The 16,679-nt window shown below is 61.0% G+C and carries 16 protein-coding genes, 5 tRNA genes and 2 pseudogenes; 8 read left to right on the top strand and 15 right to left on the bottom strand.

Annotated elements, in window-relative coordinates; genetic code table 11:
- The first annotated feature begins 178 nt into the window (after positions 1-178).
- Positions 179-2,029: a hypothetical protein gene (locus BM400_RS20090; RefSeq protein ID WP_089843270.1), complete on the top strand. Its 1,851-nt coding sequence runs from the start codon at positions 179-181 to the stop codon at positions 2,027-2,029.
- On the opposite strand, the pseudogene BM400_RS22890 reads toward BM400_RS20090, so the two are convergent.
- Both BM400_RS22890 and BM400_RS23015 read right to left on the bottom strand, forming a co-directional pair.
- A pseudogene (locus BM400_RS22890) lies at positions 2,026-2,205 on the bottom strand (Uma2 family endonuclease); the annotation flags it as partial. The gene BM400_RS20090 and the pseudogene BM400_RS22890 overlap by 4 nt on opposite strands.
- A 76-nt stretch (positions 2,206-2,281) precedes the next feature.
- Positions 2,282-2,545, bottom strand: a pseudogene (locus BM400_RS23015) (Uma2 family endonuclease); the annotation flags it as partial.
- Between BM400_RS23015 and BM400_RS22210 the strand changes: the two are divergent.
- Together BM400_RS22210 and BM400_RS20100 are read left to right on the top strand one after the other, a co-directional pair.
- Positions 2,526-2,669 (top strand): hypothetical protein, encoded by a 144-nt coding sequence (locus BM400_RS22210; RefSeq protein WP_175529128.1) that lies wholly within the window; start codon positions 2,526-2,528, stop codon positions 2,667-2,669. The pseudogene BM400_RS23015 and the gene BM400_RS22210 sit on opposite strands and share 20 nt — an antisense overlap.
- Positions 2,670-2,774: 105 nt before the next feature.
- On the top strand, positions 2,775-3,869 hold the full coding sequence (locus BM400_RS20100; protein ID WP_089843274.1) for an SPL family radical SAM protein: 1,095 nt from the start codon (positions 2,775-2,777) through the stop codon (positions 3,867-3,869).
- A gap of 357 nt (positions 3,870-4,226) precedes the next feature.
- Here the strand turns inward: BM400_RS20100 and rplK are convergent, their stop codons facing one another.
- From rplK to BM400_RS20155, 10 genes are all read right to left on the bottom strand, one after another.
- On the bottom strand, positions 4,227-4,661 hold the full coding sequence (gene rplK / locus BM400_RS20105; RefSeq protein ID WP_089843277.1) for a 50S ribosomal protein L11: 435 nt from the start codon (positions 4,659-4,661) through the stop codon (positions 4,227-4,229).
- A 68-nt stretch (positions 4,662-4,729) separates the two neighbouring features.
- Positions 4,730-5,380, bottom strand: coding sequence for a transcription termination/antitermination protein NusG (gene nusG, locus BM400_RS20110; protein WP_089843974.1), 651 nt, complete (start codon positions 5,378-5,380; stop codon positions 4,730-4,732).
- 79 nt (positions 5,381-5,459) lie between these two features.
- Entirely contained in the window at positions 5,460-5,720 is a 261-nt protein-coding gene (gene secE, locus BM400_RS20115; protein WP_089843280.1) for a preprotein translocase subunit SecE, read from the bottom strand.
- Between the two features lie 69 nt (positions 5,721-5,789).
- Positions 5,790-5,865, bottom strand: a tRNA-Trp gene (locus BM400_RS20120).
- Between the two features lie 174 nt (positions 5,866-6,039).
- On the bottom strand, positions 6,040-7,227 hold the full coding sequence (gene tuf, locus BM400_RS20125) for an elongation factor Tu (protein WP_089842866.1): 1,188 nt from the start codon (positions 7,225-7,227) through the stop codon (positions 6,040-6,042).
- A 78-nt stretch (positions 7,228-7,305) separates the two neighbouring features.
- Positions 7,306-7,623, bottom strand: a complete 318-nt coding sequence (locus tag BM400_RS20130; protein ID WP_089843283.1) for a hypothetical protein — start codon at positions 7,621-7,623, stop codon at positions 7,306-7,308.
- A gap of 29 nt (positions 7,624-7,652) precedes the next feature.
- Positions 7,653-7,727 (bottom strand) — tRNA-Gly (locus tag BM400_RS20135).
- Positions 7,728-7,749: 22 nt separating this feature from the next.
- Positions 7,750-7,824 (bottom strand) — tRNA-Thr (locus BM400_RS20140).
- Between the two features lie 259 nt (positions 7,825-8,083).
- Positions 8,084-8,170 (bottom strand) — tRNA-Tyr (locus BM400_RS20150).
- A 188-nt stretch (positions 8,171-8,358) separates the two neighbouring features.
- A tRNA-Thr gene (locus BM400_RS20155) sits at positions 8,359-8,434 on the bottom strand.
- Positions 8,435-8,968: 534 nt separating this feature from the next.
- On the opposite strand from BM400_RS20155, the gene BM400_RS20160 reads away from it, so the two are divergent.
- The 4 genes from BM400_RS20160 to gnd all read left to right on the top strand — a co-directional run bounded on the left by BM400_RS20160 (position 8,969) and on the right by gnd (position 14,522).
- A complete protein-coding gene (locus BM400_RS20160; protein ID WP_245782048.1) occupies positions 8,969-9,667 on the top strand; it encodes a hypothetical protein in 699 nt (232 codons plus the stop codon).
- Between the two features lie 297 nt (positions 9,668-9,964).
- Positions 9,965-11,287, top strand: a complete 1,323-nt coding sequence (locus BM400_RS20165; RefSeq protein WP_089843287.1) for a PQQ-dependent sugar dehydrogenase — start codon at positions 9,965-9,967, stop codon at positions 11,285-11,287.
- 370 nt (positions 11,288-11,657) lie between these two features.
- The gene (locus BM400_RS20170) at positions 11,658-12,737 is read left to right on the top strand and encodes a WD40/YVTN/BNR-like repeat-containing protein (protein WP_089843290.1); all 1,080 of its coding nucleotides are present in this window, start codon (positions 11,658-11,660) and stop codon (positions 12,735-12,737) included.
- Positions 12,738-13,061: 324 nt separating this feature from the next.
- Entirely contained in the window at positions 13,062-14,522 is a 1,461-nt protein-coding gene (gene gnd / locus BM400_RS20175) for a decarboxylating NADP(+)-dependent phosphogluconate dehydrogenase (RefSeq protein WP_089843293.1), read from the top strand.
- Positions 14,523-14,866: 344 nt separating this feature from the next.
- Here the strand turns inward: gnd and BM400_RS20180 are convergent, their stop codons facing one another.
- Together BM400_RS20180 and BM400_RS20185 are read right to left on the bottom strand one after the other, a co-directional pair.
- A complete protein-coding gene (locus tag BM400_RS20180; RefSeq protein WP_089843296.1) occupies positions 14,867-15,544 on the bottom strand; it encodes a TetR/AcrR family transcriptional regulator in 678 nt (225 codons plus the stop codon).
- Positions 15,528-15,926 carry a hypothetical protein gene (locus tag BM400_RS20185; RefSeq protein WP_089843299.1) on the bottom strand — a complete coding sequence of 133 codons (399 nt, stop codon included), beginning with the start codon at positions 15,924-15,926 and terminating at the stop codon, positions 15,528-15,530. The genes BM400_RS20180 and BM400_RS20185 overlap by 17 nt, the downstream gene beginning before the upstream one ends.
- Before the next feature lie 157 nt (positions 15,927-16,083).
- Here BM400_RS20185 and BM400_RS21805 point away from each other — a divergent pair, with 157 nt between their 5' ends.
- Positions 16,084-16,272 carry a hypothetical protein gene (locus tag BM400_RS21805; RefSeq protein ID WP_141224021.1) on the top strand — a complete coding sequence of 63 codons (189 nt, stop codon included), beginning with the start codon at positions 16,084-16,086 and terminating at the stop codon, positions 16,270-16,272.
- 98 nt (positions 16,273-16,370) lie between these two features.
- Here the strand turns inward: BM400_RS21805 and BM400_RS20190 are convergent, their stop codons facing one another.
- Positions 16,371-16,646, bottom strand: a complete 276-nt coding sequence (locus BM400_RS20190; protein ID WP_141224022.1) for a hypothetical protein — start codon at positions 16,644-16,646, stop codon at positions 16,371-16,373.
- Positions 16,647-16,679 lie beyond the last annotated feature (33 nt).

The raw sequence follows: 16,679 nt of genomic DNA on the forward strand, positions 1-16,679 counted from the left end.
GTCGTTATCCTTTATCTACCACCCACATCTGCATAAATCCGCAGCGGCGTGGTGCGACTGCCTGGCTTGGGGCCGAGGCAACCTTACCAGTATGCGGGAGAAGTGCGCAAAACGTCAAGCACGGAAGGGAAAATCCGTGTGCTAGGTTGGACAAAGCACGCGAAAGGGACCATCGTTCATGCTTGTCTTTTCCAGGAGACGTCTGGCCGCCCTCGCCGCCACCGCCACAGCCACCGTTCTCCTCCTCCTCTGGCTCCCCTACCGCATCCCGGTCCAGCCATCCCTCTCCGAGTCCTACATCTTCGGCTTCAACAATCACGCCGGCATCGCGATCATCGCCCTGGGAGCCCTCCTCTCCGCTCTCATCGCCTGGCGCGCCCCCCTTCAGCCTTACACCGGCCTCACCGAGCAGCCTCTCCCAAAGAGCGCTCTGCATCAGGCACTCGCCGCAACCCTCCTCGTCAACCTCTGCCTGTACCTGCTCACGCGCCGCCTGGACGGCTTCAACGAGTCCATCTACCTCGTCGATCGCATCAAGCTCCTGCTCGAAGGCAAGGTCATCTACCGCGACTTCGAGTTCGCCTACGGACCCCTTATGCTCTACGGCCCCGCATGGCTCTGCCGCCTGCACCTCCCCGTCGGAGATGCCTACAATCTCTTCTGGATCGCCGCCAATCTCACCGGCGTCTGGATGGCCTTCAAGACTCTCCAGTGGATCGACGCGCCCGCTCCCGGCCGGCGTCTCCTCTTCGTTCTGCTCGTCTGCCTCAGCCTGCTCGCCGCGACCTCCACCGGCTTGAACTACAGTCTCATCCGCTACATCCTGCCCTGCTTCCTCGGCCTCGACCTCTACCGCCGCCTCGCTCCCATCAATCGCCCGCGCACCCAGCCGCCCGTCATCCTGCTCGCTCTCCCCTACTCCCTCGCCATCTTCCTCGTCTCACCCGAGGTAGCACTCTCCTTCGTCCTCGGCATCTCCGTCTATCTCCTCCTCTACGGTCATCTGCGCCTGATCCCGAACCTGCTCGCGTATCTCGCCGCCCTGTCCGGCATCGGCATTGCCATCCACCTCGCGCAACAGGCCGGGTACTTCTACACCATGAACGCCTTCCGCACCGGTGGCCTCAACTTCCCCATCATCCCCGGTCCGCACATCCTGCTCTTCCTCCTCGCCCTCGGATTCTCATCCATCTACGCCGCCGGTCAGATCTGCCGCCGCCACCCCAGCGGCCTTCTCATGCTCCTTGCCGTCTCCGCCGCCGGAGTCGTCGGCGCGCTCAGCCGCTGCGACCAGATCCATACCTTCATGAACCCGCTCGGCCTCACCATCGCCTCCATCGCCATCGCCAACCAATACCGCAGCTTCGGAAAGGCCTTCCGCTACGCGACCCTCGCCGTCTATCTCGTCATTCCCACCCTCATCGGCGCGCCGGCACTGGCGAGATCGTTCTCCCGCGCCGCGCTCCCCTCTCTCTTCGCATGGGAGGGCAATCGCACCGGAACCGCCCTCGACCGCATCGTCTTCCGCCGCATGGAGCGCTCGCTCGGCCCCACCCTCGCCCGCATTAAGTTCGACAACTACAAAACCTTCGCCACCGGCCACCTCCCCGCCGATCTCAGCCCCCTCTACGGATACCCGGCCGGCACCCAATTCCTCGCGCCCTTCGGCTTCACTCCAAGCCGCTTCGGAACCGCCCACACCCCGCAGATCGACGAGGGCTACTTCCTCGAAGACATCAACCTCATCAACGACGCAAGCGTGCAGCGCAAGGTCGCCGAGATCGCCGCCCACCCCGAGCGCCCCCTCCTCATCCTCCCCGGCCGCGAAGGCTCCTGCGTCCGGTTCGGCGACCGGGCGATGATCCGCAGCTTATTCCTCGTGCCCTACAACCGCCCCGCCCAGCACGTTGGCGAAACCCTCAATCCCCTCTGCAACTACATACTCAACAACTACGAGCTCAAACTCCCCGATACCCCGATGCGCTACGGCTACGCCGTCTGGCAGCGACGCACCCCGCCACCCGCCTAACCCCAGATCCGCCCCATCGCCAACTCAAACCCAGCCACAATCCCAGTCCCCTGCATCGACGTCAGATCACGGAGAAACTCCGGCTCGTCCCCTTGACGGTAGATCGCCACCGCACGCTCCACCGGATCGATCAGCCAGCCCACCTGTGCTCCATTCGACATCCACTGCTCCATCTCTTCCGCGAGGTCCTAAGACATCGCTCGGCGAACGCAGCGCAATCACAAGATCCGGACACAGTGGCGCAAAACTGGCTCGCTGAGCTTCTGTCAGCGCCTCCCAGCGCGACGATTGCAGCCACGCTGCATCGGCAGCCCGCCCCGAGCCATCGGGCAAAGTAAACCCACCATTCGACTCGAAAACGACTACCCGCCCATCCCCTTCGGCCCATTCATCCAGCAGCCGGACAAGCCGGGTCTTCGGGATGCTCGTCTGACTGCCAGAAGGCGACATAGTCAAAATCTCTCCGTTCGCTTCCCGCTCCACGCGTAACGTCTCATTGGCCGCACTGAACCGCATCAACTCCTCATCGCTCAACGAAGACGCCCTCTCCACCTTCGGTGCCAACGCCCTCTACCGCGACGCACTCCTCTCCCTCATCCGTCAGTGGATAGGCAATCCCGCACCGACTCAAAGCTCATAATCCCATCCCCCTAGCCGACCAGTCTGCCACGTAAAGCGAAAATAAAGCGAAAAGTATTGACTCCTGACCGCACCTTCGCTACTCTCATCTTCAAGAGGCGAAGATATGGCGAAAGCACCGGACACAACCGCTCCCACGCTCTTCCACATCCTTCCCTCTGCCCTGCCCACAGGCCTCGCCCGGCTTGCTGCGGAGGCCGAACCGGCTGGAGCGGGACACGAGATCGAGTTCAAATCTCTCGAGACCCGCTCCATCCTGAACAAGTCCCTCTCGAAGCGTCAACTCTCGCTCGCCTGGTCCATTAACCCCTACCGCGGATGCGAGTTCGCCTGCCGCTACTGCTACGCACGTTACACCCACGAATTTCTGGAGCCGGCGGGGGCGACAGAGCCGTCCGTCTCGAACGCAGAGCATCAGCCACAAAGCTGGGCCACTGCGTTCGAGCGGCGGATCTTCCTCAAGCAACACGCTGCCTGGCTCCTTGAGCAGGATCTCCACAAAGTCCCTCACGGCGAAGAAATCGCCCTCGGCACAGCCACCGACCCCTACCAGCCCATCGAGCGCAAAGCCGGAATTACCCGCTCCCTCCTCGAAGTCTTCGCCCGCAGGCAGGGTCACCGGATCGGCATCATCACCAAGTCCAACCTCATCCTTCGCGACATCGATCTCCTCACCCGGATCGCCGCCCGCAACACCCTCGTCCTTCACCTGACGATCACCACCACCGACACCGATCTCGCCCGCCTCCTCGAACCCCGCGCCCCACGCCCCGACCTCCGCTTCCAGGCCGTCACCAAACTCCGCGAAGCAGGCCTCACCGCCGGCATCCTCTGCTCGCCGCTCCTCCCCGGCATTACGGACAACGCCGAGGCCCTCGACCGCATGGCCACCCGCGCCGCCTACGCCCGCGCCAGCTTCTTCGCGGCCTCACCCCTGTTCTTGAAACAGTGCTCGCGCCCTACCTATCTGAGCTTCGTCCGCGAGCACTTCCCCCATCTCCTGTCCCGCTACGAACAGCACTTCCGCACCACCGACTTCGCTCCCCAGCCCTACCGCGAGCGCATGGCAACGCTCGTCCGCGCAGCCTGCCGCCGCCACCATCTCCCCGAACGCTCCACCGATGCCCTCCTCACCCGCGACATCGGTCGCAAGCCACCCGCCTCCGTCCACCAACCCAGCCAGCAGAGGCTCTTTGCATGAGCTCGCCCACAAACTTCTGTCACTCTGAGCGAAGCCAACAAATCCCGGTATTTTGTTCGGAGCGCATGAGAGCCCGATGGCAGGCGAGACAATCTCACAGCCTCGCCTGCTTCAGCCGAAACCAGATCCCGATAGATCCACCGCAACGAAAAAAGCGAACGTTCCGCTCGCCTCCAAAATCCAGGCCAGCCGCAAGAACGCGCAGGCGAAGAACTCCCAGGTCAGCCCCACGAAGGCCCAGGCGCAGCACGTAGAAGCCACAATGCGTCCGCCCCGTGCACAGCAGACCAATTCCCTTGCACCAACACGAAAAGGCGGAGCACCCGAAGGCGCTCCGCCGAGACGTTCGTTCAAAAGTTACGCGACGACTTCGATGCCCATCGAGCGGGCGGTGCCGCGGATGGTCTTCGAAGCGGATTCCACCGAAGCGGCGTTCATGTCCGGCATCTTCATCGTGGCGATCTCGCGGATCTGCTTCTCAGTCACCTTGCCGATCTTCTCCTTGTTCGGAGTGCCGGAGCCCTTCGCGATACCGGCAGCCTTCATCAGGAGAACCGGCGCCGGAGGCGTCTTGGTGATGAACGTGAACGTCTTGTCCGCGTACACGGTGATGACGACCGGAATCGTCATGCCCGTCATCTCAGGCGTGGAGGTGCGTGCGTTGAACTGCTTGCAGAACTCCATGATGTTGACCTGAGCCTGACCCAGTGCGGGGCCGACCGGCGGTGCGGGGGTAGCCTTGCCACCCGTAATCTGGAGCTTTACGTATCCGTTGATCTTCTTCGGTGCCATTGCGGTTCCTCTTTATGCTTTCGAGCGGCAGACTCTGCCTGCTGCTTTGCTTGAAGTACTAAACTTGTTTACTGATCTTCTGTCCCGTCGAACTTGTCGACCTTCGAGAACTCGATCTCGACCGGAGTCGAACGACCGAAGATGCTCACCATCACCTTCAACGTCTGCTTGTCTTCGTTCACATCGTCGACCGCGCCGTTGAAGTTCGCGAACGGACCTTCGTTGATCCGGACCTGCTCGCCCTTCTCGAACTTGATCTTCATCGTCGGCTTCTCCTTCGAGACATCCGAACGGAACAGGATCGAGCTCACCTCGGCCTCGGACAGTGCAACCGGCTTATCGCCAGTACCCAGAAAGCCCGTAACCCGCGGCGTGTTCTTGATCACATGCCAAAGATCGTTGTCGAGCTCCATCTCCACCAGAACATACCCTGGCAGAAACACGCGCTCGATCACATACTTCTTGCCATTCCGCAGTTCGGTCACAGGCTCGGTCGGAATCATGATCCGCCCGATGCGGTTCTCCAAGCCAAAAGCCTGAATCCGGCTCTCCAGCGACTCCCGAACCTTGCGCTCGAAACCCGAGTACGCGTGGATGATGTACCACTTGAAATTCTCGTTGACGGGCGGAGCAAGCTGCTCGGCGTCACCGGCCGGCGGAACGATCGCATCGCCGCCAGGGGTAAAATCGTCTTCCGGATTCAGTGCTTCTTCCGCCATGAGTACATCCTTTTGCTTCGTCATCGACTTCTTTCTAATCCTGCATACTGGCCCGGAGAGTGCTCTCGAACGCAGCTCTTTAGTGTGTAGCCTTCTTCAAAACCCACTCGATCGCATGACCCAGGGTGTAGTCCACGATCAGAAAGTACGCGGCAAATACAAATACCGTCACAATCACCACGATCGTCGTCGCCTGGACCTCATCGCGAGTCGGCGTAATCACCTTGCGCATCTCGCTGCGAACATCATGGAGGAAGCTGCGCAGACGCGCAGGCGTGTCCTTCATCTGCTGGAGACCGTTGTTTGGGGTTGTTTCTGCGACTGCGATCGTCTTTGCCATGGCTGCTGTCAAACCTTCGTACAACGGAATCTACACTGCGTCTTTTCAGGGACGTTTAAAACAAAGAACTGGCGGGGGAGCTCGGATTCGAACCGAGAAGTTCGGTTTTGGAGACCGACAGTTTAACCGTTGAGCTTACTCCCCCAAGGTATGCCGGAAAACCCCAGCGACCGGGTAGCTCACAACTTCGCCACAACCATGCACGCTCAAAACAACGCGCATGTACTATCCTAACCGATTTGCGCCGAAGCGGCCCGGAAACATCCGGGCCGCTCATGCACTCGACCAGAGTTTGATCCCTGTTCGCTTATCCCTGCACTTACTTGATGATCTCGGAGATCGTACCGGCTCCGACCGTGCGTCCGCCTTCGCGGATCGCAAAGCGCAGACCCTTCTCCATCGCAACCGGCGTGTGCAGCGTAATCTCGAGCTGCACGTTATCGCCCGGCATCACCATCTCGATACCGGCCGGCAGCTTCGCCGAACCCGTCACGTCGGTGGTACGGAAGTAGAACTGAGGACGGTAGCCGTTGAAGAACGGAGTGTGACGTCCACCCTCTTCCTTCGACAGCACATAGATCTCACCCTTGAACTCGGTGTGCGGCGTGATCGAGTTCGGCTTGGCCAGAACCATGCCGCGCTCCACGTCTTCCTTCGCGATACCGCGGAGCAACAGACCCGCGTTATCACCGGCAAGACCCTCGTCAAGCTGCTTCTTGAACATCTCGACGCCGGTGCAAACCGTGTTCTGCGTGTCGCGGAATCCAACGATCTGGCAGGCCTCGCCCACCTTGATCTTGCCGCGCTCGATACGGCCCGTCACCACGGTTCCACGACCCGAGATCGAGAAGATGTCTTCGATCGGCATCAGGAACGCCAGGTCCACCGCGCGCTCCGGCTGCGGGATGTACTTGTCGACCGCAGCCATCAGCTCGTCGATCTTCGCTTCCCACTGGGGCTCGCCGTTCAGCGCGCCCAGAGCCGAACCACGGATGATCGGGGTGTCGTCGCCAGGATACTCATACTTGTCCAGAAGCTCGCGGACTTCCATCTCGACCAGCTCAATCAGCTCTTCGTCTTCGACGGCGTCGCACTTGTTCAGGAACACCACGATGTACGGAACGCCAACCTGGCGAGCGAGCAGAACGTGCTCCTTCGTCTGAGGCATCGGACCGTCGGTCGCGGCAACCACCAGGATCGCGCCGTCCATCTGTGCCGCACCGGTGATCATGTTCTTGATGTAATCGGCGTGACCGGGACAGTCGACGTGCGCATAGTGACGGTTCGGCGTCTCGTACTCCACGTGCGAGGTCGCGATCGTGATACCGCGCTCACGCTCTTCCGGAGCGTTGTCGATCGTGTCGAACGAACGGAAGGTGTTGTTCGGGTTGTGCTTCGAAAGAACCTTCGTGATCGCTGCCGTCAGCGTCGTTTTGCCGTGATCGATGTGACCAACGGTGCCAATGTTGACGTGCGGTTTCGACCGGTCAAACTTTTCCTTACCCATTTGAAAAACTCCTCTTAGCAAAAAAGCTTTGTTTTAGTTTTTTACTTTGTGCCGTCGCCGGAACCCAGTAGCCGGAACTCAGTAATAGGCGTACAGCTTGAAGAACTTTTGACGCAGCTCCGGAGCGACATGCTCAAGGGCTGCAAGGTACAGCTCGCGGATCATACCCTGGTCACCATTGCCCAGGCGGTTGTACTCGCCCTTGGCCTGCGGACCAAGCATTCCCTTGCCGAGAACGACCTCAAAGTCGCGGATCCGCAAACTTGCGCGATCGAGCGACTTGAGAAAATCCGCAACCTTCGCCTGCGCGAAGGAAGTCTCGATAGCCGAGCGAACCGCACCAAACGTCTGCGGATCGGCTACCGGAATCGTTGCCTGCTGATACCCCTGATTCAATCCAACTCCTACGGCTACTCTCTAGAATTTGGAGCGGGAGACGGGAATCGGACCCGCGACCAACAGCTTGGAAGGCTGTGACTCTACCACTGAGTTACTCCCGCCCTGCACTGCAACGTTCGAAAATGGAGCTGACGGAGAGGCTTGAACTCTCGACCTCTCCCTTACCAAGGGAGTGCTCTACCACTGAGCTACGCCAGCATTCTTACCACCCAACCCGGCTACTCCAGACGCCGATAAGTTGAGCCTGTACCACTGTATCGCGGACGGAACCGTAACACCAGCACCCGGAACGCGGAAAAACCAAGCATTAACCAAGCGACGTACCGAAACCGACCCGGATCCATCGTCTGCCATACAAGCAATGCCAGTCCAGCAAGCAACACAAGGGCAATCACCAAACGCCCATCACCACGAGGAGTCATATCCATACGACCTCCTCAACACAACAAAAATTGAATGGTGCACAGGGGAGGATTCGAACCTCCGTAGCGCATAACGCGGCAGATTTACAGTCTGCTGCCATTAACCACTCGGCCACCTGTGCACGTCCTGCAACATTCCCTTCGCCTTCACCGGAACCCGCCACACCCCAACCAAAAACCCGCCCGCTCTCGCGAGACCAAAGTTCCAGTGAGGATTGAGGAGGAGATCCATGCGCCGAACCCGGGTGGGCTACAGCTAAAACATCCTTCAAAACCACATCGTTCTCTTGCTCAGGCCGACTGAAAAGTATGGAGCTGACGAAGGGATTTGAACCCCCGACCCTCTGATTACAAATCAGATGCTCTACCAGCTGAGCTACGCCAGCCTGAACAGCCTGCATTGCTCCCCGGCCCAGCCAGACAACGCATGTGCAACGCGCCAATCTGCCCGCGCAGAAGTGCGCCGCAAGATCAGACTTTACCACACTGCCAACCCCGGGGTAAAGCCCCGCCTGGCGCCGGTATAATCGCCCACATTCGGCGTTTCCCACACGCCGCAACCCAAACAGCCCCGCAGCAATCAAACGAGACAGCGCACCGCTCCGTGGCGAACGCTCAAAACACCATACCCCAAGGATTCCGCAATCACTCCACGCACCCGTAATCTCCTCATCCTCACCGCATTCCTGCTCGTCCTCGCGAGCCTGGCTCTCTACGCCAACAAGCTCTCCGGCCCCCGTGCCGCCCGGCTCCTGCCTGAATCCGACGGCATCGTCTACGCCAACCTCCGCCCCATCCGCCTCGCCACCCACTTCGACACCAAGCCCGTCCCGCACTCCCCCGACTACCAGCAGTTCATCGACGCCACCGGCATCGTCTTCGAGCGCGACCTCAACTCCGTCGCCTTCGGCCTCCACAAGATGGCCGACCCCAACGGACCCAACGGCACCGTCGCCTACTCCGAAGTCTTCATCGGCCGCTTCGACCGGCAGCGCCTCGTCACCTACCTCGCCTCCATCGCCTCCGCCCGCGAAGCCTACGACGGCCACGACATCTACACCGTCCCCGTCGGCTCCGGCACCGCCCGCCTCCTGCGCGTCACTGTCCTCAACGACGACACCATCGCCGCCTCCAACGCCCCCACTACCGAGCAGATCCACGCCATCCTTGATCGTTACCGCTCCTCCATGAGCCCCTTCTCCGGTCCAACACTCCTCACCGGCCTCTACCCCGACGTCCCCATGTTCTCGCCGGTCTGGGGCATCGGAGCCATCGGCCTTCCCTTCTCCGAAGACGGCCACGTCTCCATCCAGGGCCTTCACCTACCCCTCCCCGACACCACCCCCCTCGTCGCCAGCCTCCGCTACACCACCGGCCTCCACCTCCGCATCGAGCAGATCGCCGCCAGCCCCGCCGAAGCCGCCCGCTCCGTTCAGAAGCTCAACACCCTCCTCACCCTCTTCCACCAGATGCAGAGCTTCCAGCCCGGCGGACCCGATGCCGTCATGATCAACGAGCTCGTCTCCTCCATCCAACTCGAGCAGAAGAACGACCGCGCCATCCTCACCGCGAAGGTCCCCCTCGAAGCCATCCGCAAGGTCACCTCAGCCGCCAAATAGCCCATCCCTCCGCAGATCCCATCTGGTTGTCATCGCGAAAAAGGGGATCTGCGTCGCCATGGCGGATCTGCGCTCATGGCATCTGGAGTTGCCTTTTTGGTTGACATCCCCGGAGGGGATCTGCAGTTGCCGTTGCAGTTGCCTTTCCCGTCGCCCGAGCCTCCGAGGCAGCCCCGTGCGCCAGCCCATGCCTCTCTAAACCATCAAATCAAAAGGTCCGCCTCCCACCCCAATTTGAATCCCGCCGAACCCCTCCCAGCATCCAATCGCATACCAGCAATCAGGAGTCCTCCCCGCATGAACCGCCGTCTCACCGCCCTCGCGATCCTGGCCATCGCGCCCGTCCTCTCCGCACAGAACCCCACCATCACCGGCAAAGCCGCCTTTGCCAGCTACGCCAGCCAGGTCCCCGGCGCGCACCGCAGGATCACCGTCGCCGACCTTCCCGAGCCCAACCCCGTGGAATCCGTCGACAACGGAGCCCACATCGTCCCCCGCCCCGAGTCCCTCTGGCCCTCCGCCCCCGAAGGCTTCAAGGTCGAGCTCTACGCCGGCACCGGCACCTCCGCCATCCAGGGCCCCTTCACCGAGCCTCGCCTCATCCGCACCGCGCCCAACGGCGACCTCTTCGTCGCCGACTCCCACGGCAACCAGATTCACATCCTCCGCGGCATCACCCCCGACGGCAAAGCCAAAGAAATCTTCACCTACGCCGCCGGCCTCGATCTCCCCTTCGGCATCGCCTTCTATCCCGCCGGCCCCAATCCCAGGTGGATTTACGTAGGCAACACCAAAACCGTCGTCCGCTTCCCTTATAAGTCCGGCGACACCGCCGCCTCCGGCCCGCCTGAGAAGCTCGTCGAGCTCCCCGGCTTCGCCCAGCTTCGCGGTGGCGGACACTGGACCCGCGACATCGTCTTCTCCAAAGACGGCCAGCGCATGCTCGTCTCCGTCGGCTCCGGCTCCAACATCGACGACCCCGATACCCACCCCAACGAAGAGCACCGTGCCGACGTCCTCGAATACACACCCGAGGGCAAGTTCATCAAGGTCTACGCCTACGGCATCCGCAACTGCGTCGGCGAGGCCATCAACCCCATCACCGGCATGCTCTGGTGCTCCGTCAACGAGCGCGACGGCCTCGGCAACAATCTCGTCCCGGACTACATCACCTCCGTCCAGGAGGGTGGCTTCTACGGCTGGCCCTGGTACTACATGGGCGGCCACCAGGACCCGCGCCACATCGGCAAGCACCCCGAGCTCCAGTCCAAGGTCCTCACCCCCGACGTCCTCGTCCAGCCCCACATGGCCTCGCTCGAGATGGTCTTCTACCCCGGTGCCAAAGGCAGCTTTCCCCCCAGCTACGCCGGAGACATCTTCGCCGCCGAGCACGGCTCCTGGAACCGAGCCAACCGTGGCGGCTACGAGGTCATCCACGTCCCCCTCCACAACGGCAAGGCCGACGGCTCCTACGAGGACTTCCTCACCGGCTTTGTCACTCCGGGCGGAGACGTCTGGGGCCGTCCCGTAGGCGTCACCATCGGCAACGACGGAAGCCTCTACGTCACCGACGACGGCAGCAAGTCCGTCTGGCACGTCACTTACACTGGCAAAAAATAAACCGCCCGGAGCCCATCTTCGCGACGGTTTGGTCGTTGCGAAGATGGGCGAGGTGTCCCAGGCCTGGGCCCTGCGCGATCACCGCACCACGAAGTGCTGGACTCTCCAAACACCACACCATGGCCACGGAATCCATCCATTTATCCATGGTTTACCGTCCCGAAAATTACAGGTAAATGCCAGAGAAACACCCAGAAATCCCTAAGAAACACCTAAAACGCACCACAAAACCCCACAAATGCCAAAGTTGATTCTTTTCAACCACATACAAGTGTGTCAAAGACGCGAAAAGGTGTGGTGAGGTCGGCACATGTAACTCATGCGTTACTGACGAGTTGCTGACAATGGACGGACCACCTATTCTCGTCCCATGCTCCTGAAACCCCTCCTCGCCGCCCTCCTTCTGGCCGTACCCGCTCACGCGCAGATCGAACTCCAGGAGTCGCACTCCACCGCCAGCCTGCGTGGGATCGACACCGCCGGAGAAGGTATCGCATGGGCCTCGGGCTCCGGCGGCACCGTCCTCCGCACTGAGGACGGAGGTGCCCTCTGGCAGACCTGCGCCACGCCCAAAGGCGCGGAAAAGCTCGATTTTCGCGGCATTCAGGCCATCGACGCGAAGACCGCTGTCATCCTGTCCAGCGGCAAGGGCGACGCCTCCCGCATCTACAAGACCACCGACGGCTGCCAGACCTGGAAGCTCGTCTTCAAGAACCCCGATCCAGAGGGCTTCTTCGACGCCATCCGCCGCGTCACCGCGCACCAGTTCTACGTCCTCGGCGACCCCGTCCAGGACAAGTTTGCCGTCTTCTTCTCCGCCGACACTGGCGACACCTGGGCCATCGCCGACGACCCCGGCCTCGACGCCGACAAGGGCGACGGAGCCTTCGCCGCCAGCAACTCCTCGCTCATCTCCATCGGCGCAACCCTCTACTTCGGCACTGGAGGCACCAATAACCCGCATGTTTACAGGACCTTCGCGAACTGTCCCAAGGACAAGACGAACGTAAGCTGCCCCGTCCAGTGGGTGAAAAGCGATCTCCCGCTCGCCTCCCACAACGCAGCCGCGGGCGTCTTCTCCCTCGCCGGCCACATGAGCGCGGACCGCGCCAACCGCGCCTTCACCACACTTGTCGCGGTAGGCGGAACCTACGACAAACCCACGGAAACCGCAGGCACCGCAGCCTTCTCGCACGACGGAGGCAAGACCTGGACCGCATCCGCAACACCGCCAGCAGGCTATCGTTCCGCCGTATCCTACGACCGCGAGAACCGCGTCTGGATCGCCGCCGGCACCACCGGAGCCGACATCTCGAAGGATGAAGGCAACACCTGGACACCGCTCAAAAACACCGATCCCCCCGCAGCCTGGAACGCCATCGCCCTCCCCTACCTGGTAGGTGCAAAGGGCCGGATCGGCAAGCTCAGCCCCGGGGCGTCGAAGCCTTAGTCGATACGGATCGGAGCCGCTTGAGGAGGATGCAATCCACCTTCTGTGCATCACAGTCAGGCCGGTAGAAGGTACGTGCCCACTAGAATGCGGTTTTTATGCGGATGCAGACTGAGCGAGCCACCCTCATATCTGGCTCCCCGCTCCAGCCAAAATGCGAGATGTTCACACATGGAAATGAAGGATCTGGAAGCATCGTCTTCCCCATCGTTAGCAAAGATGGTTATAGTGTGCGGACATGGTTTGAGTCGAAAATCGCTTGATTTTTCAGGCGATTGGAGATGCTAGGATAGTGGTTCTACCAATTTAAGGCGGAGAAACAACATGGAAAAGGGCAGTTGCGACATCGGATTGATCGGCCTGGCAGTCATGGGCCAGAACCTTGTCTTGAACATGAACGACCACGGATACAAGGTCGCGGTCTTCAACCGCACCACCTCGAAGGTCGACGAATTCATCAACGACGAAGCCAAGGGCACGCAGGTGGTCGGTACGCATAGCCCGGAAGAGCTCTGCGCCGCACTGAAGCTGCCCCGCCGCGTGATGATCATGGTCAAGGCCGGCGATGTTGTCGACAAGACGATCGACTCGCTTCTTCCCTACCTCGAGAAGGGCGACATCGTCATCGACGGCGGCAACTCGCTCTACACCGACTCCGATCGCCGCACCAAGGAACTCGCGGAAAAGGGCATTCTCTTCGTCGGCTCCGGCGTCTCGGGCGGTGAGGAAGGCGCGCGTTTCGGTCCGTCCATCATGCCGGGCGGCAACCCCGAGGCCTGGCCGCATGTGAAGGAGATCTTCCAGGCCATCTCGGCGAAGGTCGAAGACGGTACGCCGTGCTGCGACTGGGTGGGCGAAGGGGGTGCGGGCCATTACGTGAAGATGGTCCACAACGGCATCGAATATGGCGATATGCAGTTGATTGGCGAGGCCTACCAGTTGCTGAAGGACGGGCTCGGCCTGAGCGCCGATGAGTTTGAGGCGGTCTTCTCGGAGTGGAACAAGGGCGAGCTGGACAGCTTCCTGATCGAGATTTCGACGACCATCTTCGGCAAGAAGGATGAGGACGGTTCCCCGCTGGTAGACAAGATCCTCGACACAGCCGGGCAGAAGGGCACGGGCAAGTGGACCGCGATCTCGGCGCTCGACCTGGGCCAGCCGGTGACACTGATCGGCGAGAGCGTGTTCGCACGGTGCCTGTCGGCGCTGAAGGATGAGCGCGTGAAGGCGTCGAAGGTGCTGGAAGGGCCGACGGCGAAGCTCTCGATCGCGGACAAGGCGGAGTTCATCGAGCAGGTACGGCGTGCTCTGTACTGCTCGAAGATGATCAGCTACGCGCAGGGCTACATGCTGCTGCGGGCGGCCGAGAAGGAGATGGGCTGGAAGCTGAACATGGGCGGCGTGGCGCTGATGTGGCGCGGCGGATGCATCATCCGTTCGGTCTTCCTGGGCGATATCAAGAAGGCCTACGACAAGGACCCGAACCTCGAGAACCTGCTGTTCGACAGCTTTTTCTCGTCGGCTCTGAACAAGTACCAGGCGAGCTGGCGCAAGGCCCTGATCGCGGCCATCGAGGCTGGTGTTCCGACGCCCGCGTTCTCGACCGCGCTGGCCTTCTACGACGGCTACCGCACGGCCCGTCTGCCGGCGAACCTGCTGCAGGCGCAGCGCGACTTCTTCGGTGCGCACACCTACGAGCGCATCGACAAGCCGCGTGGCGAGTTCTTCCATACGAACTGGACCGGCCGCGGCGGACGCGTCTCGTCGAGCACCTACAACGCATAAACTGCCAGAGACACCAGAAAGGGCCACGGTTCGCCGTGGCCCTTTCTGCATCTGAGGTCAGACCAATGGCAGCATCGCGTCAGTAACCGATGAGTAAAGCGCGGTTATCTCACCACACTTTTCGCCGTTTCGACACACCCATAAGTGATTGAAAAGAAACAACTTTGGCATTTGTGGGGTTTTATGGTGATTTTTAGGTGTTTCTTCGGGTTTTATGCCTGTTTCTTTGGCATTTACCTGCGATTTTCGGGTCGGTACAACGTGGGTTAATGGATGGATCGTGTGGCCAAAAGATGGTTTTTTGCGGTTTCCTGCTTTGTGGTGCGGTTATCGCGCGAAGGAGGTTACTCTTCGTTGTAGATGACCTTGAGGAGGTCGCCGGCCAGCTTGTGCATGGGCTTGAGGAAGGGCAGACCGGCCAGCTTGAGGGTAAGGAGGAGCATCTTCAGGGTCTGGGTGAAGAGATAGCCGGTGCGGCGCTGGTTTTCGGAGCGGTCGTATACCCAGAAGAGGATGAGGCCCATCTGATACATCCAGAGGAGACGAGCGAGATACGGGGCGATGTTGGCGGGGAGCTTTACCTTTGAGTCTTTGGCGGCGCGGTCGAAGCGGGCGATGTCCTGCTCGCGGATGGCGGTGGTGGAGACGGAGAAGGGGGAGAGCGGGTGTTCTGGGTCGGTGTGTGCGGAGAGCGCTCCGAGGAGGGCTCGGTTGGGAGCGAAGTAGTCGAACTTGGCCTGGATGATGGCGCGGAGACGCTCTTCGAGGGTGGTGGACTGGTCGAGGGCGGTCTCGATGATGGTTTGCATCTCGTCCTGAGCCTGGGCGTAGAAGGCGAGGACGATGGCGTCTTTCGACTCGAAGTAGTAGTAGGCGGCTCCGGTGGCTACTCCGGCCCGGGCGGCGACGTCGCGCATGGTGGTGCGCTCGAAGCCGTGCTCGCGGAAGAGATCGAGCGCGGCTCCGAGGATGCGATGGCGGGTTTCGACTGATTTCTTCGTCGCTTTAGCGGGCTGCGTCATAGGGTCCTTGCTGCCAGGAGGCAGGGGGCGGCGGTGGAAAGGCACTTCCGCGGTGCCGCATCCTGGCAAAGACCAGCATATTGAAGAAGTGCATGCCGCCCAAGATCAAAAGGACGATCCCAATCTTCGTGCTCTCGAGTTCGATGATCTGGCGGAGGTTGGAGAGGGGGTCTGAGGTCTTGAGTGCGAGGGTGATGTAGCCGGCGTTGATGAGATAGAAGCCGACGACGAGGAGCTGGTTGATGGAGTCGGCCAGGCCGGCGTTGCCGTGGAAGGCGTCGACCAGGAAGATGCGGCCGTTCTTGTGGAGGGTGCGGGCGACCCAGATGGTGAGTGTGATGCTGATGGCGAGGTAGGTGAAGTAGCAGAGAGCGACATGCATGGCGGTTCTCCTTTTTCGAACATGTTCATTTATCACTTTAGGCCTGATCCTCACGCTGTCAAGATAAATTTGAACTTGTTCGAAAAAAAGTGCAGGCGGATGAACTCCGCGGCCCTTGTCTTTAAGAGCTCCACGATGAAGAAGGTTGGACGGGTGGATGGTTGCTCTTTTTCTTCTTTCGGCTTTCGCTGGAGGAGGCGATGTCTTCGGCTCCGGTCTTCTTGAGGACGGCCCTGGCGATGAGGGCCCCCACAACGAGGCCGGTCACGGAGGCCATGGTGGGACGGGCGGCTCGAAGAGTGTCCTGCCGGACGGGCGCCCTGCGCGGGCGGCGGTCACTTTGTGACGTGCGACTGCTTCGCGTGGGCCTCCCGCTGGCCGGCGTGGAGTTGGATGCTCGACCAACGGGAGAGCTCCCGAAGAGACACGAGGCTTTGCGAACGGCTAAAAGTGGAGGCGCTGCCAGGCCTGCCAGGTGTACATGCCTACGATGACGGCTCCGAGCAGCGCAGAGGCTCCTCCAAAGGCTCGCAACGCGGGCTGCGTGCGTTTGACGTTCTTGACGATGTTGTTCTGGAACTCCTCCTCGGCGTGGTTGTTGCCGTTGAGGAAGAGTTGATCCTCTTCGTAGCGGGTGAGGGTGGCGTTGTAGGCGAGGAGACCAAGGAATCCGGCAGTGACGGCTCCCCAGATGACGAGCATGATGATTTCGGTGGTCATGATCTTGTTCCTCCGGAACAATCCATTGCGTGC

This window comes from Granulicella pectinivorans (assembly GCF_900114625.1).
Lineage (GTDB): Bacteria > Acidobacteriota > Terriglobia > Terriglobales > Acidobacteriaceae > Edaphobacter > Edaphobacter pectinivorans.